Origin of the sequence: uncultured Nocardioides sp. (assembly GCF_947489365.1) — a bacterium.
Classification (GTDB): Bacteria; Actinomycetota; Actinomycetes; order Propionibacteriales; family Nocardioidaceae; genus Nocardioides.
This window is the reverse complement of record NZ_CANLDB010000004.1, coordinates 396,563-418,918: the sequence shown is the minus strand read 5'-3', so window position 1 is coordinate 418,918 and position 22,356 is coordinate 396,563. Positions and strand designations below refer to the sequence as shown.

The following is a 22,356-nucleotide window of genomic DNA, read 5'->3' as shown; positions in this document are numbered from 1 at the left end:
CCCGAGGCTCGGGCCCAGCGGCCCCCACACCTCGACCACCGGTGGCTGTGGTCGTCACTCCGGAGGTCCAGCCACGGAGCGCACGAGGGTCGCGACGCCGGGGTGCACGAGGGTCAGCCCAGGCAGCTCATCGGGGGAGACCCAGCGGAGGTCGTCGTGCTCCGCGGGGGCCGCGTTGACGACCTCTCCGTCCCACCGGGTGACGAGGAACGCGTGCATCCGGAGCGTGGGGTCGTCGACCAGGAGCGGGACGGGTGCCGGGTCATGGATCTCGACGCCGAGCTCCTCGCCGCACTCCCGCCGTACCGCCTCCTCCGGTGTCTCGCCCGCCTCGACGTGGCCCCCGACGAGGTCCCAGCAGTCGGGGTACCACCGCCGACGCTGGTGGCGGTGCGCCAGCAGCACCTGACCGTCACGGATGAGGACGGCGACGGCGATCGGCACTCGGTCGGCCACGGTGCGCTCAGCCCAACTCGTCGCCCACCGCGCCCGCCCAGATGACGACGGCCCGGGCGCCGGGGTCGGGGGTGCCCTTCACCCGGTCACCGAGGTACGACGACCGGCCGACCTTCGCCGCCGTCTCCGCGGTGGACGCGGTGCCCTGCTCGGCCGCGGCGACGGCGTCGCGCCAGGCGGTCGCGGGGTCGTCGCCGGCCTCGAGGTGCTGGGCGAAGGACGTCGCGAGCGGGACGAGCGCGTCGAGCATCGTGCGGTCGCCGACGGACGCGCCGCCGACCTCGGCGATGCCGTCCGCGCCGGCCTCCAGCGCGGCGGCCCAGGCGGCAGGGTCGGTCGAGCCCGACTCCTCCAGCGACGCCGCGGCACGCATGAGCAGGATCGAGTAGAGCGGGCCGGAGGTGCCGCCGATCGCCCGCCGCAGGGTCGCGGAGGTGTCGCGGAGCGCGCCGACGGTGTCGGCGGCGTACCGGTCGATCTCGGCGAGGACGGCGTCCGCCCCGCGCTCGAGGCCGGTGCCGAGGTCGCCGTCCCCGACCTCGCTGTCGAGGCGGGTGAGCTCGGGCTCGGCAGCCTTGAGCGACTCGCAGGCGGCGACGAGCCCGCGGCGGACGACGCTGTCGGCCGCGAGTCGCTCGCCGGTGGGCTCCTTGGCGGGCGCCGGGGGAGCGACGGCCTCGGGCTCGGCGACGAGCCCCTGGTGCGGCGCGGGCCAGGCGGCGGTCTCGGTGGGGGCGTCCAGGAGCCCGAGCAGCTCGTCGTCCACCGCGAGCACGGAGACGGAGACGCCGGGCATGTCGAGGGCGGTCAGGAAGCGACCGACCCACATCCGCTCGACGACCAGGCCCCGCGAGCGCAGGCGGGCCAGCGCGCCACGGGCGACGACGTCCAGCTCGCTGGGCGGCGTGGTGCCGAGGTCGTTGACCAGCAGGACGACGCGCTGGCCGTCGGCGAGCCGGGCGTCGTCGGCGACGGCGTCGACGAGGCGGGCGGTGGTGTCGTCGGCGCTGACGAGCGGACCCCGCTCGACGCCGGCCTCCCCGTGGATGCCGAGGCCCCACTCGACCTCGTCGTCGGCCAGCGTGAAGCCGGGCCGCCCGACGGCGGGCACCGTGCACGCGCCGAGGGAGACGCCCATCGACCGGACGTCGTCCGCGACGCGCTGGGCGACGGCGCGGACGGCGGCCAGGTCGTCCCCGCGCGCGGCGGCGGCACCGGCGGCCTTGTGGACCAGGACGGTCCCGGCGATGCCGCGGCGGCCCGCGTGGTCGCCCTCGACGGAGAGCGACACGTCGTCGCCGACCACGACCATCTCGACGTCGGTGCCCTCGGCGCGGGCCAGCTCGGCGGCGAGACCGAAGTTGAGGCGGTCGCCGGTGTAGTTCTTCACGATCAGCAGGACGCCCGCGGACCGGGCCTGCTCGCCCGCCGCGATCGCCCGGACGGCGGCCAGCACCGCGTCGGTGGACGGCGAGGTGAACATGTCACCGACGACCGCTCCGGTGAGCATGCCGGGGCCGACGTACCCGCCGTGCGCGGGCTCGTGGCCCGCCCCGCCGCCGGACAGCAGCGCGACCGTGCCGTCCAGGTCGGCGTGGTCGCGCCGGAGCACGACCGTCTCGCCCTGGAGCAGGACCAGGCCGGGCGCACCGGCGACGAGACCCTCGAGCATCTCCGGCACGACGTCCGCGACGTCGTTCAACAACTTCTTCATGCTGGTGACCCTAGGCGTCGCGCCGGATGTCCGACAGGTCCGACGACGACTACCGCGGTCAGGTGGATCTACCGCGGTGTCCTGGCGCGAGAAGCCCCGCCAGGGCCGTGTCCAGCGGCCATGACACCGCGTGACATGTCCCGGCGGGTCGCCGAGCCCGAACCCGGGCCCCGGACGCGGCGGCCTACCAGTGCACGCCGCGGAAGACCTGGGAGAGCAGCGCCCGCTCGGAGTCCGTACGGCGGTCGCCCGACTCGACGTCGCCCTTGGCGGCGGCGGAGTCGGGGAAGACCTTGTAGGCCTGGTAGAGCACGCGGAACGCCGTCTTCGGCGTCAGCGTGTGCGCGACCGCGCCGAGGTTGCCGAGCGCGGTGTTGATCTCGTGCGGCTTGCGGACGATCGCGGTGACCACCAGGTCCGCGGCCTGGGCGGGCGAGATGGCGGGGAAGCGGTCGTACAGCTTCGTCGGCGCGATCATCGGCGTCTTCACCAGCGGCATGTGGATGGAGGTGAAGGTGATCCCGTTGCCGAACAGCTCGGAGGCGACCACGGTGCTCCACGCGTCGAGCGCGGCCTTGGAGGCGACGTACGCCGAGAAGCGCGGCGGGTGGGTCTGCACGCCGATCGAGGAGATGTTGACGACGTGTCCGGAGCGCTGCGGTCGCATCGCGGGCAGCAGGCCCATGACGAGGCGGATCGCGCCGAAGTAGTTGAGCTGCATCGTCCGCTCGAAGTCGTGGAAGCGGTCCTCGGACAGCTTCAGCGACCGCCGGATGGAGCGGCCGGCGTTGTTGACCACGACGTCCACCGACGGCAGCTCGGCGACGAGCTGCTCGCAGAGCCGGTCGATGGCCTCGAGGTCGGACAGGTCGCAGGGCGCGACCACCGCGTCGCCGCCGCGCTCGATGATGTCGGCGCGCAGGTCGTCGAGCTTGTCCTTGCTGCGGGCCACCAGCACGGGGACGCCGCCGAGGCGGGCGACCCGCCAGGCCGTGGCCTTGCCGATGCCCGAGGAGGCGCCGGTGATGACGACGTACTTCCCGTCCAGCTCGGCCCGCGCCGCCCGGTCGCGCGGCACGGCCGGGTCGAGCTGCTCCTCCCAGAAGGACCACAGCTCGGCGGCGTACGACGACACGGGCGGCACCTCGATCCCGGAGCCGGCGAGGGCCGCCCGGGTACGGGTCGAGTCGAACACCGACGGGAAGGTCGAGTGGGCGAGGACGTCGGCCGGGATGCCGGTGCGCCCAACGGTCTGCTCGAGCACCGCCTGGACCGGACGCGATCCCACGAACGACGGCAGCCACGAGCCGGGCCGCAGCGCCCGTGGCACCGACAGCGCCCGCAGCAGCCCCCGGTCGACCGGCGTGGCGAACTGCGGCGCCCCGGCCGCCGCGCAGAACGCGTTGACCAGGTCGACGACGGGCACGGGCTCGGGGTCGACGAGGTGGAACGCCTCGCCGTCGCGGTCGGGCGTGTGCATGAGGTGGTCCATCGCGGCGGCGACGTAGTCGACGGGGACGACGTTCGTGTCGCCGAGGTCCACCCCGACGAGCGGCACCCAGCCCGGCAGGCTGTCGCGCAGCCGCTTCAGCAGCCCGAAGAAGTAGTACGGACCGTCGACCTTGTCGATCGCGCCGGTCTCGGAGTGGCCGAGGACGATCGCGGGACGGTAGACCCGCCACGGGACGTCGTCCTGGGTGCGGACGAGCTTCTCGGCCTCGAACTTGGTGCGGTGGTACGGCGAGGTCAGCGTCTGCCCCTCGTCGAACATCGTCTCGTCGAAGCGGCCACGGTGGTCGCCGGCGACCGCGACGGAGCTGACGTGGTGGAAGCACCCGACGTCGAGGGCGGCGGCGAGCTCGAGGGCGTTCGCGGTGCCGCCCACGTTGGCCGCGTCGTTGGCCGCGTCGTCGGCGGCCATGTCGTAGACCGCGGCGACGTGGACCAGGTGGTCGATCGTGCCGCGGTGCTCCGCGACCCAGGCCTCGTCGACCCCGAGGCCCGGCCGGGTGAGGTCACCGACGACGATCTTGACCCGCGAGGACTCCCAGCGGGCGATCCGCCGCTCCATGCGCTCGACCGAGGCCGCTCGCGTCAGGACGTGCACGTCCCCGGTCCGTCCGGACAGCAGCGTCTCGACGAGATGACGCCCGATGAAGCCCGTCGCGCCCGTGACCAGATACGTCATGACGGGAGGCTAGTCGTGGTGGCTACCCGTGGGTAGGACTACTCCTTGCGCCCGCCGAACATGATCTCGTCCCAGCTCGGCACCGAGGCGCGGCCCCGCTTGCGGCCGCGCTTGCGACGGGGGTCGTCCCCGTCGTCCTCGGCGGGCGGCGTGGCAGCCGTGCCGGCGCCGTCCTCGCTCACGGGGTCGCTGGACTCCGAGGCGCGCACCTGCTCGAGCGCCTCCTCGGTGGCGGACGCCGCAGCCGCCGGGGCGCCGGCGCCGGGCGAGGACTCGTCCGTCTCGCCAGTCGGCTCGGCCACCAGGCGCAGCGCGTCCCCGCCCAGGGGCAGCTCGTCGTCGGCCACCGCGACCAGGCGCGGGGCGCTCGTCACGGCGTCGTCGTCCCAGCCGTCCGTGAGGGCGGTCGGGGTGTCCGACTCGGGTCCGACGACCGGCTCGGGGTCGTCGCCGACGAGCCAGCGGGCGTCGTCGTCGTCCAGCAGGACGAAGTTGCCGGGCGGGTCGAAGGTGAAGCGCGCGAGGCCGCCGCGGTCGGCGGTCGTGTACGACGCGGTGAGGACCCAGCGGCCGTCCTCGCGCTTGCGGGAGTCCCACTCGACGGCGGTGGGGTCCTCGTCCAGGCCGCGCAGGCGGGCGGCGACGGCGTCGCCCAGGATGCGGTGCCCGGCGTCGCCGCCGGAGCGGCGCACCGAGGAGCGCTGGGCGCGCTGCGCCATGTGGGCGCGCTCCGCGAGGACGGGGCGGGCGTAGACCAGCACCTTGTCGACGGTGGACCCGGCGGCCTCCGCGACCTCCTCGGCGGTCGCGCCCGCACGGATGCGGGCCTGGATGTCGCGGGGGCGGAGCGGTACGGGCGCGTCCATGGTGGCCTTCCCTGCAGGGGGTCTCGCCGGTGTGGCTCCGGCCGAGCGATCGTCGTGGTCCCGTTGACACTGGTGGCCCACGGCAGCGCGGAGCCCGTCGTCGACGGGCAGGAGGAACCGGCGACCCTCGTCGTCGAGGAGCACGAGGAGGCCGTCGTCGGTGCCGTCGAGCGTCAACCGCTCACCGTCGCCCGTCATGGTCCGCTCGTCCCTGCTCCCCGGCGCCGACCCGGGTGGGCACGGCGCCCCGTTGCTCCGTCCGACCGAGCCTACGACAGCCCGGGGCGCCGGAGTGGGACGCCGGACCCCTAATGTCTCGGGGGTGTCGTGGACCGACTACCCCGTGGTGCTGGTCGTGCTCGACCTGCTGGGGATCTTCGTCTTCGCGCTCGCCGGCGCGCTGGTCGGCGTGCGCCGCGACCTCGACGTCTTCGGGGTCCTCGTCCTGGCGGGGACGACGGGCCTCGGCGGAGGCTTCGTCCGCGACGTCCTCATCGACGCCACGCCACCCGCCGCGCTGACGGACTGGCGCTACCTGCTCGTGCCCGTCTTCGCGGGTCTGCTGACCTTCGTCGCGCACCCCGCGGTGGGGCGGTTCGAGCGGCCCATCGGCGTCCTCGACGCCTTCGGGCTCTCCTTGTTCTGCGTCGCCGGGGCGCTCAAGGCCGCCGAGTACGGCCTCGGCCCGGTGCCCGCGGCGCTGATGGGGATGGTCACCGCCGTGGGCGGCGGGATGGTCCGCGACGTGCTGGTCGGCCAGACGCCCCAGGTGTTCGCCGACGCGACCCTCTACGCCACGCCCGCCCTCGGCGGTGCCGCCGTCGCGGTCGTCGGTCTCGAGCTGGGGGCGGCGGCGATCGTGGTCGCACCGGTCGGCGCGCTGGTCTGCCTCACCTGGCGGCTGCTCGCGATCTGGCGGCAGTGGCAGGCCCCGCGCCCGCGGGGCCCGGCGAGCGTCTGAGGTCTCAGGGCCCCAGCACGCGCCGCAGGTAGGCGTTGGTGAACAGCCGGTCGGGGTCGAGGCGGTCCCGCAGGGCGAGGAACTCGTCGAACAGCGGGTACGCCGGCGCGAGGTCGGCGGCCTGGCGGCGGTGGACCTTGCCCCAGTGGGGGCGGCCGTCGAGCGCCATCAGGGCGGCCTCGACCTCCGCGAAGTAGGGCTCGTGCACGGCGCTGTGGTGCACGTGGACCGCGACGTAGCAGGTGTCGCGGCCGTACGCTGGCGACAGCGGCACGTCCTCGGCCACCGCGGTGCGGACCTCGACCGGGAAGCCGATGCGGTGGGCGTCGGCGATCCGGCGCACGGCCGCCAGCGCGTCGGGGGCGGCGGCCAGCGGGACGGCGTACTCCATCTCGCGGAAGCGGACCCGGCGCGTGCCGGAGAAGACCTCGTGCGACGGCTCGGTGTATGTCGTGCCGCCCGCGAGGGCGCCGACGAGGCGGTTGACGCGGCCGGTGAGCGCGGGGACCCGCGCGGTGAGGGCGGTCGCCACCCCGAGGGCGCCGTTCGCGACCAGCTCGTCGTCCACCCAGCGGGCGACGCGGCCGCGGGAACGGCTGGGCGCGGGCGCTCCGGCGGCCACGCGGTCGTTGACCCGCAGCAGGCAGCGGTCGGTGCCCGGGAACCAGTAGGCGTCGACGTGGTCGTGGGCGCCGATGCGGTCGTCCAGGCCTCCGACCAGCTCGTCCCAGCCGACGACGCGCTCGGTCGCCGCGAGCCGGTACGCCGGCTCCACCGCGAACGTGACTGACGTGAGGATCCCGAGCGCCCCGAGACCGAGGCGGGCGTGGGAGAACGCCTGCGGGTCCAGCTCCGTCGACAGGGTGAGGTGCTTCCCGGTGCCGGTGACCATCCGCAGCCCGACCAGCTGGGCGGCGAGCCCGGCGACGCGCCCGGCGGCGCCGTGGGTGCCGGTGGAGACGGCGCCCGCGACGGTCTGGACGTCGATGTCGCCCACGTTGGACAGCGCCAGGCCGAGGCGGGCGAGCTCGCCGTTCAGGTGGTGCAGGGTCGTGCCGGCGAGGACCTCGACCGTCCCGGCGTCGCGGTCGACGTCGAGGATCCCGGTGAGCCGGTCGGGGCGCACCAGGGTGTGCTCGGGCGCGGCGACCGCGGTGAAGCTGTGACCGCTGCCGACCATCTTCACCGCCCGGTGCTCGTCGCGGGCGCGCTCCACGAGGGCCACGACCGCGGCGGGGGTGCGGGGGTGCTCGACGACGCGCGGGACGGCGGTCTCGAGCCGCGACCAGTTCTGCCAGCGGTTCACGCGGTCACCGTAGAGGCCTTCGCGGGCGCCCGCACGACGGCGGCGGCGACGATCCCGATCACACCGGACGCCGCGCAGACGCCGAAGGCGGCGGAGGCGCCGTACGCGTCGATGGCCAGGCCGCCCAGCGCCGCGCCGGGGGCGAGCCCGGCGGAGATGCCGGTCGAGAGGATCGCGATGCCCTCGGTGAGCCGGGACGAGGGGACGACCGCCTCGGCGAGCGACATCGCGGAGATCAGGGTGGGGGAGATGGCGAAGCCCCCGGCGAGCAGGACGACCGCCATCAGCCACACCGGTCCCACGAAGGCCAGGGGGACCATCGCGGCGGTCAGCACGCCCATGCCCCAGCGGAGCCGGTGCTCGGGCCCGCGGCGCCACGTCACCGCGCCGACGACGACCCCGGCGAGCAGGCTCCCGGCGGCGAACGCGGCCAGCAGCGGGCCGGCGGCGGCGGGGACGCCGGCCTCCTCGGCGTACGCGACGGTGATGACCTCGACCGACCCGAACAGCCCGCCCAGGCTGAGGCAGACCACGGTCAGCGGCACCACGGCACCCCACGGCATGGCGGCGGCCACGGTGCCCACCGGCGCGCGGCGACCCCGTGGGGTGGGTGGCGGCTGGGTGCCGCGCTGGGCGGCGAGCCCGAGGGTGCCGAGGACGCCGCTGGCCACCGCGACCGCCAGGCCCGCGGCGGGGTCGAGGGTGGTGGCGAGGAGGGTGACGATCACGGGGCCGAGGATGAACACCACCTCGTCGGCCACGGCCTCCAGCGCGAACGCCGTCTGCACCCGGGCGCCGTCGTCCAGGACGTGCGACCAGCGGGCCCGCACGCACGCCCCGACCTGCGGCAGCCCGCAGCCGGCGACGACGGCCAGCAGGGTCGTCGTCCACAGGGGGAGGCCTGCCTCGACGGACCACACCGTCGCGGTCAGGCCGACGCCGAAGAGCAGGATCGCGGGCGGCAGAGCGCGCGCCTGCCCGTAGGTGTCGGAGAGCCGCCCGTGGACGATCGTCGCGACGGCCTGGGCCAGCACGTACGCCGCGGCGACCGACCCCGCGGCGCCGTACGAGCCGGTGCGGGCGGACACCAGCAGCACCAGCCCCAGGCTGACCATCGAGATCGGCAGGCGCGCCACCAGCCCGGTGGCGCTGAACGCCGCCGCCCCGGGCACCACGAGCACCCGGCGGTACGTCTCCAGCACGAACCGAGCCTAGGAGGTGGTTCCGCCCGGACCGCGGTCGGCTCAGGACCCCGGCTCGACCCACCACTCCTCGGGGAGCTCCTCGCCCGCGGCGAGGAGCTCGGGCGTGGTCATCGGCCCGACGGCGGGGTCGACACCGATGTCCTTCAGCCCGGCCAGGGTGAACAGCGCGAGGTCGGTGTCGTCGTCGAGGTCCTCGGGGATCGTCGGCCCGGCGAGGTAGAGGAGGACGTCGGACTCCGGGTCGGCCCGCTCGGTGAGGACCTGGACGATGCCGGGGTCCTCCTCCGGCTCCTCGGCCTGCCAGCTCACGAGCTGACGGCCACCGTCACCGAGGTCGTCGTCGGTGCACCCGTCCTCGTTCTCGTCGTGCCCGCACGCGACGTCGCCGGTGTCGGCCGAGGTCGTGGCCACCTGCAGCAGGGTCCCCTGGTCGTCGTCGGGGTCCACGGGGAGCCGCAGGGTGATGGACACGGCGTCGTCCGGGGCCCTGTCGTCCAGCTCGCCGGCCTCGATCGAGAGCGGGTCGACGTCGACGTGGGTCAGCACCGCCGCGGCCAGCGCCTCCGGCGTCGTGGGTTCCGTCAGCTCGGACGTCCCCACCCCGTCGTCCCCGGAGCCGGAGCCCGAGCCGGAGCCCGAGCCAGAGCCGGAGCCTGGGCCGGGGTCGCTCCCGCAGCCGACGAGCAGGCAGGAGGCGAGCAGCGCGCCGAGGAGGGGACGGGTCGGGGTGGTCACGGCCCGAGGCTGCCCCGCGGCGTCCGGGGCCAAACCGGGCGCTCAGGGCACCAGGTAGTCCGAGTCGCGCGCGTCGGTGATCGCCATGTGGCCCGGTGCGTGGGTGATGGCGTACGCCGGGCGCGAGGCGGTGATGGCGGCCTGCGGGGTGACGCCGCAGGCCCAGAACACCGGGACCTCGCCGGGGCGGACGTCGACGGCCTCGCCGTAGTCGGGGGCGTCGAGGTCGGCGATGCCGATCGCCGCGGGGTCGCCGACGTGCACGGGGGCGCCGTGGACGGCGGGGTAGCGCGACGTCACCCGTACCGCGTCCGCCACCTGCGAGGCGGGCACCGGCCGCATCGACACCACGAGCGGGCCGTGGAGCGTCCCGGCGGGACGGGTCTCGACGTTCGTGCGGTACATCGGCACGTTGCGGCCCAGCTCGACGTGCCGGACGGGCACCCCGGCGCGGGCCAGGGCGTCCTCGAACGTGAAGGAGCAGCCGATCAGGAAGGTGACCAGGTCGTCGCGCCAGTACGGCGTCGCGTCGTCCACCTCCGCGACGAGCTCGCCGTCGACGTGCACGCGGTAGGCGGGCAGGTCGGTGCGGACGTCGCCGGTGAGGATCGACAGCGACGTCGCCCCCTCGTCGCTGACGTCCAGCACCGGGCACGGCTTGGGGTTGCGCTGGGCGTAGAGCAGCAGGTCGTAGGCCCACGCGGCCGGCACTGCGACGAGGTTCGCCTGCGTCCACCCGTCGCACCACCCCGACGTGGGCGTCCGCAGGCCGTCGCGGAACAGGGCACGTCCCTGGGCCGGAGTGAGCGCGCGGGGGTCGGTCGGAGGCAGGGCGGTCATGGCGGTACTCATGGCAGGCGGGGTCCCTTCACGGTGCGGAACCGGACCTCCTGGCCCGGGACGGCCTGGGCGGCCAGCGGCAGGTCCTCGGTCACCACGCAGGCGACGACGGGGTAGCCGCCGGTGACCGGGTGGTCGGCGAGGAAGAGCACGGGGAGTCCGTTCGCGGCGACCTGCACCGCGCCGGCGACGGTGCCCTCGCTCGGCAGCTCCGCGTCGGCGTACGCCGGGGACCGCTCGAGCGCCGGCCCGTCGAGCCGCAGCCCGACACGGTTGCTGCGGGCGTCGACGGTCCACGGCCGGCGCAGCGCCGCCAGGGCGTCGTCGGTGAACCAGTCGTCCCGGGGGCCGAGGACGACCCGCAGCACGACGGTCCCGTCGGTGGGCGTGGCCAGCGGGGCCTGGTCGAGCGCGGGTGGGGCGTCGTCGGGCGGCGGCCCGACCTCGAGCACGTCCCCGGGCGCCAGCGGGGCGCCGAGCCCGGCCAGCACGTCGGTGCTCGCCGAGCCGAGCGGCCGGTCGACGTCCACCCCACCGCGGACGGCGACCCAGCTGCGCAGGCCCGCCCCGGGGGAGCCGAGCCTCACCTCCGCGCCGTCGGGGACGGAGACAGCGGCCCCGACCCCGTGCGTACGACGGCCCGCCGACGTGGCCACGGTGACGTCCACGGGCGCGCCGGTGACGGCGAGCAGCACCTCCCCGCGGGCCCGCAGGGCGAGGCCGCCGAGGGTGACCTCCAGCCCGGTGACGTCCTCCGCGTTGCCGACCAGCCGGTTCGCCAGCCGCAGGGCGCCGGGGTCGAGGGCGCCGGACTCGGCGACCCCGAGACCGGCCAGGCCGGGGCGGCCGAGGTCCTGCGGGGTCGTCAGGGCGCCGGTGGCCACCACCTCCAGCGCGCTCACCGCCCGACCTCGCGGAACCGGACACGGGCGCCCGGCGTGAGCAGGGCCGGGGGGTCGCGGTCGACGTCCCAGGTCGGGGTGGTGGTCGATCCGATGAGCTGCCAGCCGCCGGGGGAGACCCGCGGATAGACCCCGGAGAACTCCCCGGCGAGGCCGACGGCGCCGACCGGCACCCGCGTGCGCGACTCGGGCCGTCGCGGCACCTCGAGCGGGTGCGCGTCGCCGTCGACCAGCACCGGCACGAGGTAGCCGAAGCCGGGCGCGAACCCGGTGAACGCCACCCGCCAGGTGGTCGCCGTGTGGCGGCGGACGACCTCGGTCACGTCGCAGTCGAGGTGCCCGGCGACGTCGGTGAGGTCCTCCCCGTCGTAGGCGACCTCGATCGTCACCTCCTCGCTCGCGGTGGGCACGGCGTCGGGCAGCGACAGGCGCGCGACCGACTCGACCGTCTGCTCGAGCGAGGAGGAGGAGGCGCAGCGCACCAGCAGCGTCCGGGCGGCGGGGACGACGTCGACGACGCCCGGCAGGGCGCCGGCCTCCCGGGCGGCGGCCACGGCCGCGTGCAGCCGCAGGACGGTGTCGAGGTCGTCGACCTCGGCCAGCGCGGCGGCGTCGCCGCAGGGACGCCACCTCACGCGAGGGCCCGGAGCCCGACGCCCGCGCCGGTCAGTCGCTCCCGCACGGCGCGGGCCATGCGGACGGCGCCGGGGGAGTCCCCGTGGACGCAGACCGAGTCGGCCTCGACGGCGACGTCGCTGCCGTCGACGGCGGTCACGACGCCCTCGGTGACCAGCCGCAGCACGCGGTCGGCGACCTCGTCGGCGTCGGACAGCACGGCGCCGGGCTCGCGGCGGGACACCAGCGTCCCCTCGGCGGTGTACGCCCGGTCGGCGAACGCCTCGCGGTGGGTGACGAGCCCGCTCTCGCCAGCCAGCCGCAGCCACTCCGAGCCGGGCAGCCCCAGCACGGGCAGGGCCTCGCCCGTCGCGCCGGCGTACACCGTGACCGCCTCGACGACCGCCGCCGCCTGGGCGGTGTGGGTGACGATCGCGTTGTAGAGGGCGCCGTGCGGCTTGACGTAGCGGACCCGGTCGCCGGCCGCGCGGGCCAGGCCGTCGAGGGCGCCGAGCTGGTAGAGGACGTCGGCGACGAGGTCCTCGTGGGCGACGTCGATGAACCGGCGGCCGAAGCCCGGCAGGTCGCGGTAGCCGACCTGGGCGCCGATGACGACGCCGTTCGCGACCGACGTGGCACAGGAGCGCCGGATCGTCGTGGGGTCGCCGGCGTGGAAGCCGCAGGCGACGTTGGCGCTGGTGACGATCCCGAGCATGGTCTCGTCGTCGCCGAGCCGCCAGGTGCCGAAGCTCTCGCCGAGGTCGCTGTTGAGGTCGACGACGCGGGTCGAGGGAGCCGCCATCAGATGCCCTCGAGCAGCGCCATCACGGCCGGGACGCCGACGCCGAAGGTCGCGAGCCACGCCAGCGCGCCGATCACCAGGAGCCAGCGGGGGTAGACGTAGCCGTGCATCACCTCGCTGCGCCGCCAGGCGACCCACAGCAGGAGGCCGAGGCCGACGGGGAGGATGAAGGCGTTGAACGCGCCGGCGAAGACCAGCAGGGTCACGGGCTGCGTGCCCAGCGCGACGAAGATGGCGGTCGAGGCGACGATGAAGCCGACCACGACCCAGCGCTCGTAGTCGGTCACCCACTGGCCCATGACCTTGAGGAACGACGTCGAGGTGTACGACGCCCCGATCACCGAGGTGATGGCCGCGATCCAGATGACGGCGCCGAAGAAGATCCGGCCGACGTCGCCGAGCGCGGCGGTGAAGGCCGAGGCGACGGGGTTGGCCTCGTCGAGCTGCGCGCCGGTGGACACGACGCCGAGCACCGCGAGGAACAGCACGATCCGCATCAGCGCCGTGATGGCGATGCCGAGGACCGAGGCGCGGGTGATCTCGCCGACCTGCTCGACGCCCCGGACGCCGTTGTCGACCATGCGGTGCGCGCCGGCGTACACGATGTAGCCGCCGACGGTGCCGCCGATCAGGGTGGCGACGGCGAGCCAGCTGATCGTCTCCGGCGCGACCGTCTGCAGCAGCGCGTCACCGACGGGCGGCGAGGTCGTGAGCGCGACGTACGAGGTGAGCGCGAGCATGACCACGCCGAGGACGACGACGATCCGGTCCATCGCGACGCCGGCCCGCTTCACCAGGAACACCACGATCGCGAACGCCGCGGAGACCACGGCCCCGATGCGCACGTCGAGCCCGAACAGGGCGGCGAGGCCGAGGGTGCAGCCGGCGATGTTGCCGATGTTGAAGATCAGGCCGCCGAACACGTCGAGGCCGGACAGGACGTAGCCGGAGCCGGGCACGGCGGTGTTGGCGAGGTCCTGGGCGCGCCGTCCCGAGACGCCGATGATGCGCCAGATGTTCAGCTGGATCGCGATGTCGACCAGCACCGAGGCGAGGATCGCGAACGCGAAGGCGGCGCCCAGCTGGATGGTGAAGGTCGTCGTCTGGGTCAGGAAGCCGGGGCCGATGGCCGAGGTGGCCATGAGGAACATGGCCCCGACGAACCCCTTCCGGCCGGCGACCTTGAGGGCCTTCGACTCCGGGGACGCCTCCGGCGCGGCGGTGGGCTCGTGATGTGTCATGGGTCACGAACGTAGAGATTGTTCAACAACTCGTCAAGGATTGTTGAACAATGAAGGGCCTGCTCAGCCGCCGACGGCCCGGCACAGCTCCTCCCGGGCGGTGGCCAGGTAGTCCCGCAGCTCGCTCTCCGCCGCCGCCACCTCACCCCGCCGCAGCATGTCGACCATGCCCCGGTTGCGGGTGAGGTACGGCGCGTGGAGGTCGCGGCCGGAGGCCACCTGGGCGAACGCCAGACGCTGCTCGGCCAGCACGGAGAGGAACATCTCGTCGAACCGCGGGCTGCCCAGGGCCGTGACCAGCAGCTGGTGGAAGCGCAGGTCGGCGGTCGAGACCGCCGCCCAGTCACCCGCCGCGGCGTCGGCCTCCGCGGCGCCGACGACGGCGTCCAGCTCGTCGACGCCGACCAGCGGCAGCCCGCCCGGCTCGAGGGCGAGGCGGACCCGGTAGATGTCGCGGACGTCGTCCACGGTGAGCGTCCGGACCGTCACGCCCTTGTTGGCCTCGTGGACGACGAGCCGGTCGCGGGCGAGCAGCCGGAACGCCTCCCGGACCGTGTTGCGCGACGCCCCGAGGGCCGTCGCCAGCGCGGCCTCCCGCAGCGGCTGGCCGCTGCCGAGCTCGCCGGTGAGGATGCGCTCGGTCAGGTCGCGGGCCACCTGCTCGGCGAGCCCGCCGCGCGGGGCGTCGGTCATCGGCACGGGCCCGATCCTGCCAAGACGCCCCTCAGGACGTCGGCGACGGGGCTCCGTCGGCCCGGCCGTGCCGGTCCGGCCACGCGTCGTCCCCGATCTCCGCGTGGTCCACGGTGGTGACGACGAGGTCGTCGCCGTCCTCACCCGAGCACGCGCGGGACCACACGGCACCCAGCCTGCCTACGATTGACGGTGATGACCACCCTGCCGGACGAAGCCGCGCCCACCCCCGACCCCTCGCCGTACGACGCGGTGCTGCTCGTCTCCTTCGGGGGGCCTGAGGCGCCCGAGGACGTCGTGCCGTTCCTCGAGAACGTCACCCGCGGGCGCAACATCCCCCGCGAGCGGCTGGAGGAGGTGGGGGAGCACTACTTCCAGTTCGGGGGCCGCTCGCCGATCAACGACCAGAACCGCGCGTTCCTCGACCTGCTGCGCGCCGACCTCGCGGGAGCGGGCGTCGACCTGCCCGTCTACTGGGGCAACCGCAACTGGGACCCGTACCTCACCGACACGCTGCGGCAGATGACGGCCGACGGGGTGACCCGCGCCGCCTGCTTCGTGACGTCGGCGTACTCGTCCTACTCGGGGTGCCGGCAGTACCGCGAGAACCTCGCCGCGGCCCGCGACGCCGTCCCCGCCGAGGTCGGCACAGCCCCGAAGCTGGACCGCTTCCGGGTGTACTTCGACCACCCCGGCTTCCTCGAGCCCAACGTCGACGCGGTCCTGGCGGCGCTGGCCCAGCTGCCCGAGGACGTCCGCGACGACGCCCGCCTCGTGTTCGTCACGCACTCGATCCCCACGTCGATGAACGACGCCTCCGGCCCGCCGGCGCTGGGCGGGGGCGCGTACGTCGCGCAGCACACCAGCGTGATGCACGCGATCGTCGCCGAGGTCGCGCAGCAGACCGGCCGTACCCACGGCGCCGACCTCGTCTACTGCTCGCGCTCCGGCCCGCCGCAGGTGCCCTGGCTCGAGCCCGACGTGAACGACCACCTCGCCGCGCTGAAGGAGGCCGGCGCCTCGGCGGTGGTGATCGCCCCCATCGGCTTCGTCTCCGACCACATGGAGGTCGTCTACGACCTCGACACCGAGGCGCTCGAGACGGCGCGTGGGCTGGGCCTGCCCGCCGTCCGCGCCGGGACCGCCGGCACGGACGCCCGGTTCGTGGCCACGGTGCGCGACCTGCTGCTCGAGCGGGCCGCGGTCGAGCGCGGTGACGACGTGGCCCGCGCCAGCACGGGAGGCCTGGGCCCGGCCTGGGACCGCTGCGCCGTCGACTGCTGCGCGAACGCCCGGCAGGCGCTGCCCGTCGCGGGCGGCATCGAGGAGGCGTGAGCGCCCCCGACGCACCCAGCGCCCCGGAGCCGGTCGACGCCGCCGCGCTGCGCGACCTCGCGCTCGCCGTCGCCCGCGAGGGGGCGGCCCTGGTGCGCGAGCGCCGCGCCGGGGTCGTGGAGGTCGCGGCCACCAAGACCAGCGACATCGACGTCGTCACCGAGGCCGACCGGGCGTGCGAGGCCCTGCTCCGCGAGCGGATCGCGGCCGCCAGACCCCACGACGCGTTCCTGGGCGAGGAGAGCGCCGACGACGAGCACGCCGTCCCCGCGGACGGCGTCCGCTGGATCGTCGACCCCATCGACGGGACCGTGAACTTCCTCTACGACCTCGGCCAGTACTCCGTCTGCGTCGCCGCCGAGGTCACCACCGGCGGGGTCAGCGAGGTCGTCGCCGGCGTCGTCGTCGACGTCCCCACCGGCATCGAGTACGAGGCCGTGCTCGGCGGCGGTGCCCGTCGGGACGGCGTCCCGCTCGCGGTGCGCGGTCCGGCGCCGATGGCCGAGCGGTTGCTGTGCACCGGCTTCAGCTACGACCGTCGGATCCGGGTGCTGCAGGCCGAGGCGTGGGTGCGGTTGCTGCCGCACGTGCGCGACCTGCGTCGCCGCGGGTCGGCGGCCCTCGACCTGTGCCTGGTGGCCGAGGGACGGGTCGACGGGTACGTCGAGGAGGGCGTGCACCTCTGGGACCACGCGGCCGCCGGGCTCGTCGCCCGCGAGGCCGGTGCGCGGACCCGGGTGCTGCCCGGTGTCGGGGGCCTCGACCTGCTCGTGTGCGGCCCGTCCCACGGCTTCGACGAGCTCGTCGCGATCGTCGAGTGGGCGGGCTTCTCCGCGGGTACTGCTGCGGAATAGGAGGGGCCCGCTCGGGGTTGCCCCGACTCGCCGGACACCGATGTACCGCCCCCGACCGGGATGGTGCACCATGACGGGCCGGAACCACCATGAACCAGGTCCGCACCCAGGCCTCGGCTCACCCCACGATCCACCCTGCACACGGGAGTTGCACACCGACGATGGCCACCGATTACGACGCACCACGCAAGACAGAGGAAGACCAGAGCGAGGAGAGCATCGAGGAGCTCAAGGCTCGCCGCCACGACAAGAACTCGGGCAAGGTCGACGAGGACGAGACCGAGGCCGCCGAGTCGTTCGAGCTGCCCGGCGCCGACCTCTCCCACGAGGAGCTGGCCGTCGAGGTCAAGCCCCGCCAGGACGACGAGTTCACCTGCATGAGCTGCTTCCTGGTCCACCACCGCAGCCAGCTGTTCGACGAGAAGAAGCTCATCTGCCGCGACTGCGCCTGAGCGCACCCCGCACCACGCACGTTCGGAAGCCGCCCCGGAGATCCTCCGTGGGCGGCTTCGTCACGTCCGGACCGTGCACGGTCCCCGGGTCCCGTCAGGTGGTGGCGGGGGAGGCCTTGCTGGCGTCCTGGGAGTCGCCCTGCAGCTCCGGCGGAAGCTTGCCGGTGCTCTTCACGTAGTAGCCGGCGGCCTTGCGGGCCGCGAGCATGCGCGAGATCTGCACGACGGTGCCGCTGGCGGCGGCCCACATGACGGCCTCCCACAGCTGGACGTCGGGGTCGGCCGGGTTGGCCGGCGGGTTCTTGCCCGTGGCGGTGCGCCACGCCGTCTCGAGCGTCTTCTTCGCGACCATGGCCGCGGAGAGGGCCGAGACCAGCGCGAACGCCGAGTAGATCTTCGAGGACTTCTCGTCCTTCGCCATGCGTCTCCTCCTGCTGACCGGGTGTGGTGGATGAGCTCCCGGTGTCCCGGATCACCCTAGCGATGCGTCAGGCGGGCTCGCGCCGGTCGGCGGTGAGGGCCGCGGCCAGGTGGTCGGGGTGCCGCGAGCTCAGCAGCCAGTACGGCGTGGGGTCCGCGGGGTCGGTGATCTCCACCCGGACCGCGCGGTGCAGGTAGGGGCGCAGCAGCAGGTGCGCGCGGGCGTCCGCGTCGACCCCGGCGGCCCGGCGCGTGCCCTCCCGGTCGAGGGCGCGGGCCTCGCCGACGTGCTCGAGCCCGATGCGCGCGCGCCCGGCGTGCAGCTCACCGTCGGCGACCACGATCGTGGCCGAGCCGTAGGTGAGGAAGGCCGCGGCGACGAGTCCCATCACGAGGGCGGTGATCGCCCACGCGGCCAGACCCGGCAGCGCCACGACGAGGGCGAGCCAGAAGGAGGCCACCATCATCGTCGCTTGCACCCACCAGCGAAGCGGGACGGCGAGCCGCTCGTGGTGGGTGGGCGGGGCGTCCTGCACGACCCCAGCCTCCCACTGCCGCGGTGGGCGGGGGAGTCCGGGGCGTCCCGGCGAGCGGGGCGTAGGTTCGCCCCGTGCCCGCGCCCGGACCCGAGATCCTCCTACGACGCCTCGACCCCGGCCTGCCGCCCCCGTCGTACGCCCACCCCGGCGACGCGGGCGCCGACCTGCACACCACGGAGGACGTCGAGCTCGCGCCCGGCGAGCGTCGTCTCGTGTCGACCGGCATCGCGATCGCGCTGCCCGAGGGGTACGTCGCGCTCGTCCACCCCCGCTCGGGCCTCGCGGTGCGCCACGGGCTGTCGATCGTCAACACCCCCGGCACCGTCGACGCCGGCTACCGCGGGGAGGTCAAGGTCCTGCTGGTCAACACCGACGCCGCCGACACCGTCGTCCTGCGTCGCGGTGACCGGATCGCGCAGCTCGTCGTCCAGCGGGTCGAGCGGGCGAGGTTCGTGGAGACCGACGTCCTTCCCGACTCGCCCCGCGGGTCCGGGGGTTACGGTTCTACCGGTGGCTTCGGCCCCCCAGCCGATACCGACCAGACCGACTCGAGGAGCAGCGCACGGTGAGGTTCCGCCGCAAGGACAGCAGCGTGGGCACGGACGAGAAGTCCGCCGCGGCCGACGCCGAGGGCGCGACCGAGGCCTCGGGCCCGTTCGACGTCAGCGACGTCGACCTCAAGGGCACCGAGCGGGTCGACCTCGGCTCGCTGCTGATCGCCCCGTGGCACGGCCGCGAGGTGCGCGTCCAGGTCGACGAGAAGACCCAGGCGGTGCGCTCCGTGCTGGTCGCCGCGCCCGACGGTGCGATGGAGCTCCGCGCGTTCGCCGCTCCCCGCCACGGTGACCTCTGGTCGGAGGTGCGGCCCCAGATCGCCGAGGACCTCACCCGCCGCGGGGGGACCGCGACCGAGCGAGAGGGGCGGTTCGGCGCCGAGCTGGTCTGCCGGATGCCGGTCAAGCGCTCGGACGGGACCGCCGCGGAGCAGCCGTCCCGGGTGATCGGCTTCAACGGCACCCGCTGGCTGCTGCGCGCCACCCTCCTCGGCAGGCCCGCGGTCGACGAGGAGGAGGCGAAGGACTGGGAGGACGCCTTCGCCACGGTTGTCGTCCGTCGCGGCGACCACGCGATGCCGGTCGGGGACCCGCTCCCGATCGTGCTGCCCGACTCCGCGCGCAAGCTGGGCTAGGGGACGTCGTGGGGCGAGGACTGTCCGGCCTGCGTCGCGGCAAGGGTGCGGTGGAGCCCGACGAGGGCGCCGTCGTCGACCCCACCCCGGGGACGGTGAAGGCCTGCCCCATCGGCAGCGCCCCGGACCGCACCCGTGTCCGTCTCGAGGGACACCTGCGCACCGTCACGCTGCGCCCGCGCGGCGGCGTACCGGCCCTGGAGGCGGAGCTGAACGACGGCACCGGTTCGGTGTCGGTCGTCTGGCTGGGCCGTCGGCAGATCGCCGGGATCACCGCCGGGCGCCACATGGCCGTCGAGGGCCGCATCGGCCGCAACGAGAAGGCGCGCGTCCTCTACAACCCGCGCTACGAGCTGCTGTCGTGACGGAACCGTCCGACAAGGCGGCGCCGGCCTCGACGCAGACCGTCGAGCAGGTCGTCCGCGGCCAGCTCTCCACCGCGCTCGGCGGCGTGCGCGGCATGGTGGAGGCCGCCGTCCCGACGCTGGTGTTCACCGCGCTGTGGCTGACCTCGCGGGACCTACGCCTGGCACTGATCTGCAGCGTGGGGGCCGCCCTGGTCCTGCTCGTCGTCCGCCTCGTGCAGCGCTCGTCGGTGCAGTTCGTGCTCAACGCGCTGTTCGGCATCGGCATCGGCGCGCTGTTCGTGACGCTCTCCGCCCGCTCCGGCGGGACCGAGGACGAGCAGGCGCTCGCCTACTTCCTGCCCGGGCTGATCTACAACGCCGGGTACGCCGCCCTCATGGCCCTGTCGTGCCTGACGCGGTGGCCGGTGGTCGGCTTCATGGTCGGCAGCGTCACCGGCGACCCGACCGCGTGGCGCTCCGACCCCCAGGTGGTCAAGCTGTGCACCCGCCTGACCTGGCTGCTCGTGCTGCCCTGCGTCGTGCGCGTCGTGCTGCAGGGACCGCTGTGGCTCGGCGCGAACGGCGACGTCCTCCCCGTCGAGCCCGTCATCGCCGCCCTCGGCGTGATGAAGGTCGTCCTGGGCTGGCCTCTCCAGGTCGGCGCCCTCGCCGCCATGGCGTGGGTCCTCGGCCGCAACGCCACCCCCGTCGCCGCCGAGTCGGCCCGAACGCACGACTGAGGAGTGCCGAGTCGGCCCGGACGCACGCCTCAGGGACGCCGAGTCGGCCCGGACGCACGCCTCAGGGACGCCGAGTCGGCCCGGAGGCACGCCTCAGGGACGCCGAGTCGGCCCGAAGCTCACGGCTCGGCTCGTCGAGCACGGCGAACACCCGGTCGTTCCCCTCCTCGTCCGCCTCCACGAGGACGCGGTTGAGGCCGTCGTGGGCGGCCTCGTCGAGGGTCTCCGTCGCGCCGGGCCACCAGTGCTCGAGCGCCGTACGACCGCGAAAGACCGCGCGTCTGCCGGGGAGGGCCTGGTGGGTGAACACGACGGCGTACTCCAGGACGAGCAGGTCCGACGGCGAGTCGACCATTCGGAGCGTGTCGGGGTCGAGCCGGACCCGGTCCAGGAACACCCGGCGGCCCGCCGCCGCTTCACGCACTCGTGCGGCGGCACGCGCTCGGATCGCCGTCACGATCGCCCCGCGCTCGACGTCGCCGGATCCCACGTCGCGAGCGTACCGAGCGGAACTCGACGTGCGTTCGGGCCGACTCGGCGCCTGCAGGGCGTGCGTCCGGGCCGACTCGGCGCCTGCAGGGCGTGCGTCCGGGCCGACTCGGGCTACCGGGGGTGGCGGGAGGGGGCGAGCAGGCGCTCGAGGTCGGCCTCGACGTCGGCGGAGGCCACGAACAGCAGCTCGTCGCCGCCCTCGATGGGCTGCTCGCCGTCGGGGGTGTAGACCTGCCCGTCGCGCAGGATCGTCACCAGGGCGCAGTTCTCGGGGAAGGGGATGAGCCCCGTCGGCGTCCCCAGGTACGGCGAGTCGTCGGGCAGGGTGAGCTCGACGAGGTTGGCGTTGCCCTGGCGGAAGGTGAAGAGCCGGACGATGTCGCCGATCGCGACCGCCTCCTCCACCAGCGCCGACATGATGCGCGGGGTGGAGACGTTGACGTCGACGCCCCAGGCCTCGGTGAAGAGCCACTCGTTGTCGGGGTGGTTGACCCGGCCCACGGTGCGCGGCACGCCGAACTCGGTCTTCGCCAGCAGGGAGACCACGAGGTTGGCCTTGTCGTCGCCGGTGGCGGCGATGACGACGTCGCAGGCGTCGAGGCGGGCCTCCTCCAGCGACGACAGCTCGCAGCAGTCGGCCAGCAGCCACTCGGCGTCCGGCACGCGCTCGGGCTTGATGGAGACGGGGGCCTTGTCGATGAGCAGGACCTGGTGGCCGTTCTCGATCAGCTCGGCGGCGACCGAGCGCCCCACGGCGCCCGCTCCGGCGATGGCGACTCGCATCGGCGTCCTCAGTCCTTCTCGGGTCCGCGCTCGAAGACGCGGTGGGCGTGGCCGGCGTGCTCCTCGCGGATCACCACGTGGAGCCTGTCGCCCTCCTGGATGACCGACTCGCGGGTGGGCAGGACGCCCTCGCCGAGGCGGTCGATCCACGCGATGCGCGCGCCGGACTGCTCCTGCAGCTGCCCGGCACGGCTGCCCACCCACCCGATCGGCGCGACCAGGTGGTCGACGCGGATCGTGCCGGAGGGGTCGCGGAAGTCGGGCTCGGTGCCCGCCGGCAGCAGCCGGCGCAGCACCTGGTCGGCGGTCCACTTGACGGTGGCGACCGTCGTGATGCCGAGACGCTGGTAGACCTCGGCGCGGCCCGGGTCGTAGATGCGGGCGACGACCTGCTCCAGCCCGAACGTCTCGCGGGCCACCCGCGCGGCGATGATGTTGGAGTTGTCGCCGCTGGAGACCGCGGCGAACGCGTCGGCGCGGGTGATGCCGGCCTTCGCGAGGACCTGCTGGTCGAAGCCGACGCCCGTCACCTTGTCCCCGTTGAACCAGGGACCGAGCCGACGGAAGGCGTCGGGGTCGGTGTCGATGACGGCCACGGTGTGGTCCCGGTCCTCGAGGCTGCGCGCGAGGGTCGAGCCGACCCGGCCACAACCCATGATCACCACGTGCACGGTCCGCACG

27 protein-coding genes are annotated in these 22,356 nt (G+C 74.6%); 8 read left to right on the top strand and 19 right to left on the bottom strand.

Annotation, left to right across the window (positions count from 1 at the left end; genetic code table 11):
- Positions 1-54 precede the first annotated feature (54 nt).
- The 4 genes from Q0858_RS14175 to sepH form a co-directional block, all read right to left on the bottom strand.
- Positions 55-456 carry an NUDIX domain-containing protein gene (locus tag Q0858_RS14175; RefSeq protein ID WP_299055566.1) on the bottom strand — a complete coding sequence of 134 codons (402 nt, stop codon included), beginning with the start codon at positions 454-456 and terminating at the stop codon, positions 55-57.
- Positions 457-463: 7 nt separating this feature from the next.
- Positions 464-2,170 (bottom strand): dihydroxyacetone kinase family protein, encoded by a 1,707-nt coding sequence (locus Q0858_RS14170; protein ID WP_299055564.1) that lies wholly within the window; start codon positions 2,168-2,170, stop codon positions 464-466.
- A 184-nt stretch (positions 2,171-2,354) separates the two neighbouring features.
- Positions 2,355-4,358: an SDR family oxidoreductase gene (locus tag Q0858_RS14165; RefSeq protein ID WP_299055561.1), complete on the bottom strand. Its 2,004-nt coding sequence runs from the start codon at positions 4,356-4,358 to the stop codon at positions 2,355-2,357.
- Positions 4,359-4,396: 38 nt separating this feature from the next.
- On the bottom strand, positions 4,397-5,422 hold the full coding sequence (gene sepH, locus Q0858_RS14160; RefSeq protein ID WP_299055558.1) for a septation protein SepH: 1,026 nt from the start codon (positions 5,420-5,422) through the stop codon (positions 4,397-4,399).
- Positions 5,423-5,546: 124 nt separating this feature from the next.
- Between sepH and Q0858_RS14155 the strand changes: the two genes are divergently transcribed.
- Positions 5,547-6,185, top strand: coding sequence for a trimeric intracellular cation channel family protein (locus Q0858_RS14155; RefSeq protein WP_299055556.1), 639 nt, complete (start codon positions 5,547-5,549; stop codon positions 6,183-6,185).
- A gap of 4 nt (positions 6,186-6,189) precedes the next feature.
- Here Q0858_RS14155 and Q0858_RS14150 read toward each other — a convergent pair whose 3' ends face one another.
- From Q0858_RS14150 to Q0858_RS14105, 10 genes are all read right to left on the bottom strand, one after another.
- The gene (locus Q0858_RS14150; RefSeq protein ID WP_299055553.1) at positions 6,190-7,491 is read right to left on the bottom strand and encodes a D-arabinono-1,4-lactone oxidase; all 1,302 of its coding nucleotides are present in this window, start codon (positions 7,489-7,491) and stop codon (positions 6,190-6,192) included.
- Positions 7,488-8,693 carry an MFS transporter gene (locus tag Q0858_RS14145; protein WP_299055549.1) on the bottom strand — a complete coding sequence of 402 codons (1,206 nt, stop codon included), beginning with the start codon at positions 8,691-8,693 and terminating at the stop codon, positions 7,488-7,490. Before Q0858_RS14145 ends, Q0858_RS14150 begins: the two co-directional genes overlap by 4 nt.
- A gap of 42 nt (positions 8,694-8,735) precedes the next feature.
- Complete coding sequence (locus Q0858_RS14140) at positions 8,736-9,431, bottom strand: hypothetical protein (protein WP_299055546.1); 696 nt, start codon at positions 9,429-9,431, stop codon at positions 8,736-8,738.
- Between the two features lie 42 nt (positions 9,432-9,473).
- Complete coding sequence (locus Q0858_RS14135) at positions 9,474-10,271, bottom strand: putative hydro-lyase (RefSeq protein WP_299055545.1); 798 nt, start codon at positions 10,269-10,271, stop codon at positions 9,474-9,476.
- A gap of 8 nt (positions 10,272-10,279) precedes the next feature.
- Positions 10,280-11,173, bottom strand: coding sequence for a biotin-dependent carboxyltransferase family protein (locus tag Q0858_RS14130; protein WP_299055542.1), 894 nt, complete (start codon positions 11,171-11,173; stop codon positions 10,280-10,282).
- Entirely contained in the window at positions 11,170-11,808 is a 639-nt protein-coding gene (locus Q0858_RS14125) for an allophanate hydrolase subunit 1 (RefSeq protein ID WP_299055539.1), read from the bottom strand. Before Q0858_RS14125 ends, Q0858_RS14130 begins: the two co-directional genes overlap by 4 nt.
- Positions 11,805-12,590, bottom strand: coding sequence for a 5-oxoprolinase subunit PxpA (locus tag Q0858_RS14120; protein WP_299055537.1), 786 nt, complete (start codon positions 12,588-12,590; stop codon positions 11,805-11,807). The genes Q0858_RS14125 and Q0858_RS14120 overlap by 4 nt, the downstream gene beginning before the upstream one ends.
- Positions 12,590-13,831 carry an NRAMP family divalent metal transporter gene (locus Q0858_RS14115; RefSeq protein ID WP_299055533.1) on the bottom strand — a complete coding sequence of 414 codons (1,242 nt, stop codon included), beginning with the start codon at positions 13,829-13,831 and terminating at the stop codon, positions 12,590-12,592. The genes Q0858_RS14120 and Q0858_RS14115 overlap by 1 nt, the downstream gene beginning before the upstream one ends.
- A gap of 63 nt (positions 13,832-13,894) precedes the next feature.
- Complete coding sequence (locus Q0858_RS14110; RefSeq protein WP_299055741.1) at positions 13,895-14,524, bottom strand: GntR family transcriptional regulator; 630 nt, start codon at positions 14,522-14,524, stop codon at positions 13,895-13,897.
- A 31-nt stretch (positions 14,525-14,555) separates the two neighbouring features.
- Positions 14,556-14,690, bottom strand: a complete 135-nt coding sequence (locus Q0858_RS14105; RefSeq protein WP_299055531.1) for a hypothetical protein — start codon at positions 14,688-14,690, stop codon at positions 14,556-14,558.
- A gap of 29 nt (positions 14,691-14,719) precedes the next feature.
- Between Q0858_RS14105 and Q0858_RS14100 the strand changes: the two genes are divergently transcribed.
- The 3 genes from Q0858_RS14100 (at position 14,720) to Q0858_RS14090 (ending at position 17,165) form a co-directional block, all read left to right on the top strand.
- Positions 14,720-15,859 carry a ferrochelatase gene (locus tag Q0858_RS14100; RefSeq protein ID WP_299055527.1) on the top strand — a complete coding sequence of 380 codons (1,140 nt, stop codon included), beginning with the start codon at positions 14,720-14,722 and terminating at the stop codon, positions 15,857-15,859.
- A complete protein-coding gene (locus tag Q0858_RS14095; protein WP_299055525.1) occupies positions 15,856-16,713 on the top strand; it encodes an inositol monophosphatase family protein in 858 nt (285 codons plus the stop codon). Before Q0858_RS14100 ends, Q0858_RS14095 begins: the two co-directional genes overlap by 4 nt.
- A gap of 161 nt (positions 16,714-16,874) precedes the next feature.
- Positions 16,875-17,165: a DUF4193 domain-containing protein gene (locus tag Q0858_RS14090; protein WP_240235926.1), complete on the top strand. Its 291-nt coding sequence runs from the start codon at positions 16,875-16,877 to the stop codon at positions 17,163-17,165.
- A 94-nt stretch (positions 17,166-17,259) separates the two neighbouring features.
- Here the strand turns inward: Q0858_RS14090 and Q0858_RS14085 are convergent, their stop codons facing one another.
- Positions 17,260-17,586: a DUF4235 domain-containing protein gene (locus Q0858_RS14085; RefSeq protein WP_299055522.1), complete on the bottom strand. Its 327-nt coding sequence runs from the start codon at positions 17,584-17,586 to the stop codon at positions 17,260-17,262.
- Between the two features lie 67 nt (positions 17,587-17,653).
- Positions 17,654-18,121: a DUF3093 domain-containing protein gene (locus Q0858_RS14080; protein WP_299055519.1), complete on the bottom strand. Its 468-nt coding sequence runs from the start codon at positions 18,119-18,121 to the stop codon at positions 17,654-17,656.
- 74 nt (positions 18,122-18,195) lie between these two features.
- On the opposite strand from Q0858_RS14080, the gene dut reads away from it, so the two are divergent.
- From dut to Q0858_RS14060, 4 genes are read left to right on the top strand one after another with little or no spacing between them, the layout of a single operon-like run.
- The gene (gene dut / locus Q0858_RS14075) at positions 18,196-18,693 is read left to right on the top strand and encodes a dUTP diphosphatase (protein WP_299055517.1); all 498 of its coding nucleotides are present in this window, start codon (positions 18,196-18,198) and stop codon (positions 18,691-18,693) included.
- Positions 18,690-19,313 carry a DUF3710 domain-containing protein gene (locus Q0858_RS14070; protein WP_299055515.1) on the top strand — a complete coding sequence of 208 codons (624 nt, stop codon included), beginning with the start codon at positions 18,690-18,692 and terminating at the stop codon, positions 19,311-19,313. The genes dut and Q0858_RS14070 overlap by 4 nt, the downstream gene beginning before the upstream one ends.
- An 8-nt stretch (positions 19,314-19,321) precedes the next feature.
- Complete coding sequence (locus tag Q0858_RS14065) at positions 19,322-19,678, top strand: OB-fold nucleic acid binding domain-containing protein (protein ID WP_299055512.1); 357 nt, start codon at positions 19,322-19,324, stop codon at positions 19,676-19,678.
- Positions 19,675-20,400, top strand: coding sequence for a DUF3159 domain-containing protein (locus Q0858_RS14060; RefSeq protein WP_299055510.1), 726 nt, complete (start codon positions 19,675-19,677; stop codon positions 20,398-20,400). The genes Q0858_RS14065 and Q0858_RS14060 overlap by 4 nt, the downstream gene beginning before the upstream one ends.
- 61 nt (positions 20,401-20,461) lie before the next feature.
- On the opposite strand, the gene Q0858_RS14055 is transcribed toward Q0858_RS14060, so the two are convergent.
- The 3 genes from Q0858_RS14055 to Q0858_RS14045 all read right to left on the bottom strand — a co-directional run bounded on the left by Q0858_RS14055 (position 20,462) and on the right by Q0858_RS14045 (position 22,346).
- A complete protein-coding gene (locus Q0858_RS14055) occupies positions 20,462-20,890 on the bottom strand; it encodes a hypothetical protein (RefSeq protein WP_299055508.1) in 429 nt (142 codons plus the stop codon).
- Between the two features lie 113 nt (positions 20,891-21,003).
- Complete coding sequence (locus tag Q0858_RS14050) at positions 21,004-21,675, bottom strand: TrkA family potassium uptake protein (RefSeq protein WP_299055505.1); 672 nt, start codon at positions 21,673-21,675, stop codon at positions 21,004-21,006.
- 8 nt (positions 21,676-21,683) lie between these two features.
- Positions 21,684-22,346, bottom strand: a complete 663-nt coding sequence (locus Q0858_RS14045) for a TrkA family potassium uptake protein (protein ID WP_299055503.1) — start codon at positions 22,344-22,346, stop codon at positions 21,684-21,686.
- Positions 22,347-22,356 lie beyond the last annotated feature (10 nt).

Excerpts from the sequence above, each read along its gene's own strand:
- Q0858_RS14170 (WP_299055564.1), bottom strand. The coding sequence starts at position 2,170 with ATGAAGAAGTTGTTGAACGACGTCGCGGACGTCGTGCCGGAGATGCTC.
- Q0858_RS14165 (WP_299055561.1), bottom strand. The coding sequence starts at position 4,358 with ATGACGTATCTGGTCACGGGCGCGACGGGCTTCATCGGGCGTCATCTC.
- sepH (WP_299055558.1), bottom strand. The coding sequence starts at position 5,422 with ATGACGGGCGACGGTGAGCGGTTGACGCTCGACGGCACCGACGACGGC.
- Q0858_RS14135 (WP_299055545.1), bottom strand. The coding sequence starts at position 10,271 with ATGACCGCCCTGCCTCCGACCGACCCCCGCGCGCTCACTCCGGCCCAG.
- Q0858_RS14120 (WP_299055537.1), bottom strand. The coding sequence starts at position 12,590 with ATGGCGGCTCCCTCGACCCGCGTCGTCGACCTCAACAGCGACCTCGGC.
- Q0858_RS14115 (WP_299055533.1), bottom strand. The coding sequence starts at position 13,831 with ATGACACATCACGAGCCCACCGCCGCGCCGGAGGCGTCCCCGGAGTCG.
- Q0858_RS14110 (WP_299055741.1), bottom strand. The coding sequence starts at position 14,524 with ATGACCGACGCCCCGCGCGGCGGGCTCGCCGAGCAGGTGGCCCGCGAC.
- Q0858_RS14100 (WP_299055527.1), top strand. The coding sequence starts at position 14,720 with ATGACCACCCTGCCGGACGAAGCCGCGCCCACCCCCGACCCCTCGCCG.
- Q0858_RS14090 (WP_240235926.1), top strand. The coding sequence starts at position 16,875 with ATGGCCACCGATTACGACGCACCACGCAAGACAGAGGAAGACCAGAGC.
- Q0858_RS14085 (WP_299055522.1), bottom strand. The coding sequence starts at position 17,586 with ATGGCGAAGGACGAGAAGTCCTCGAAGATCTACTCGGCGTTCGCGCTG.
- Q0858_RS14050 (WP_299055505.1), bottom strand. The coding sequence starts at position 21,675 with ATGCGAGTCGCCATCGCCGGAGCGGGCGCCGTGGGGCGCTCGGTCGCC.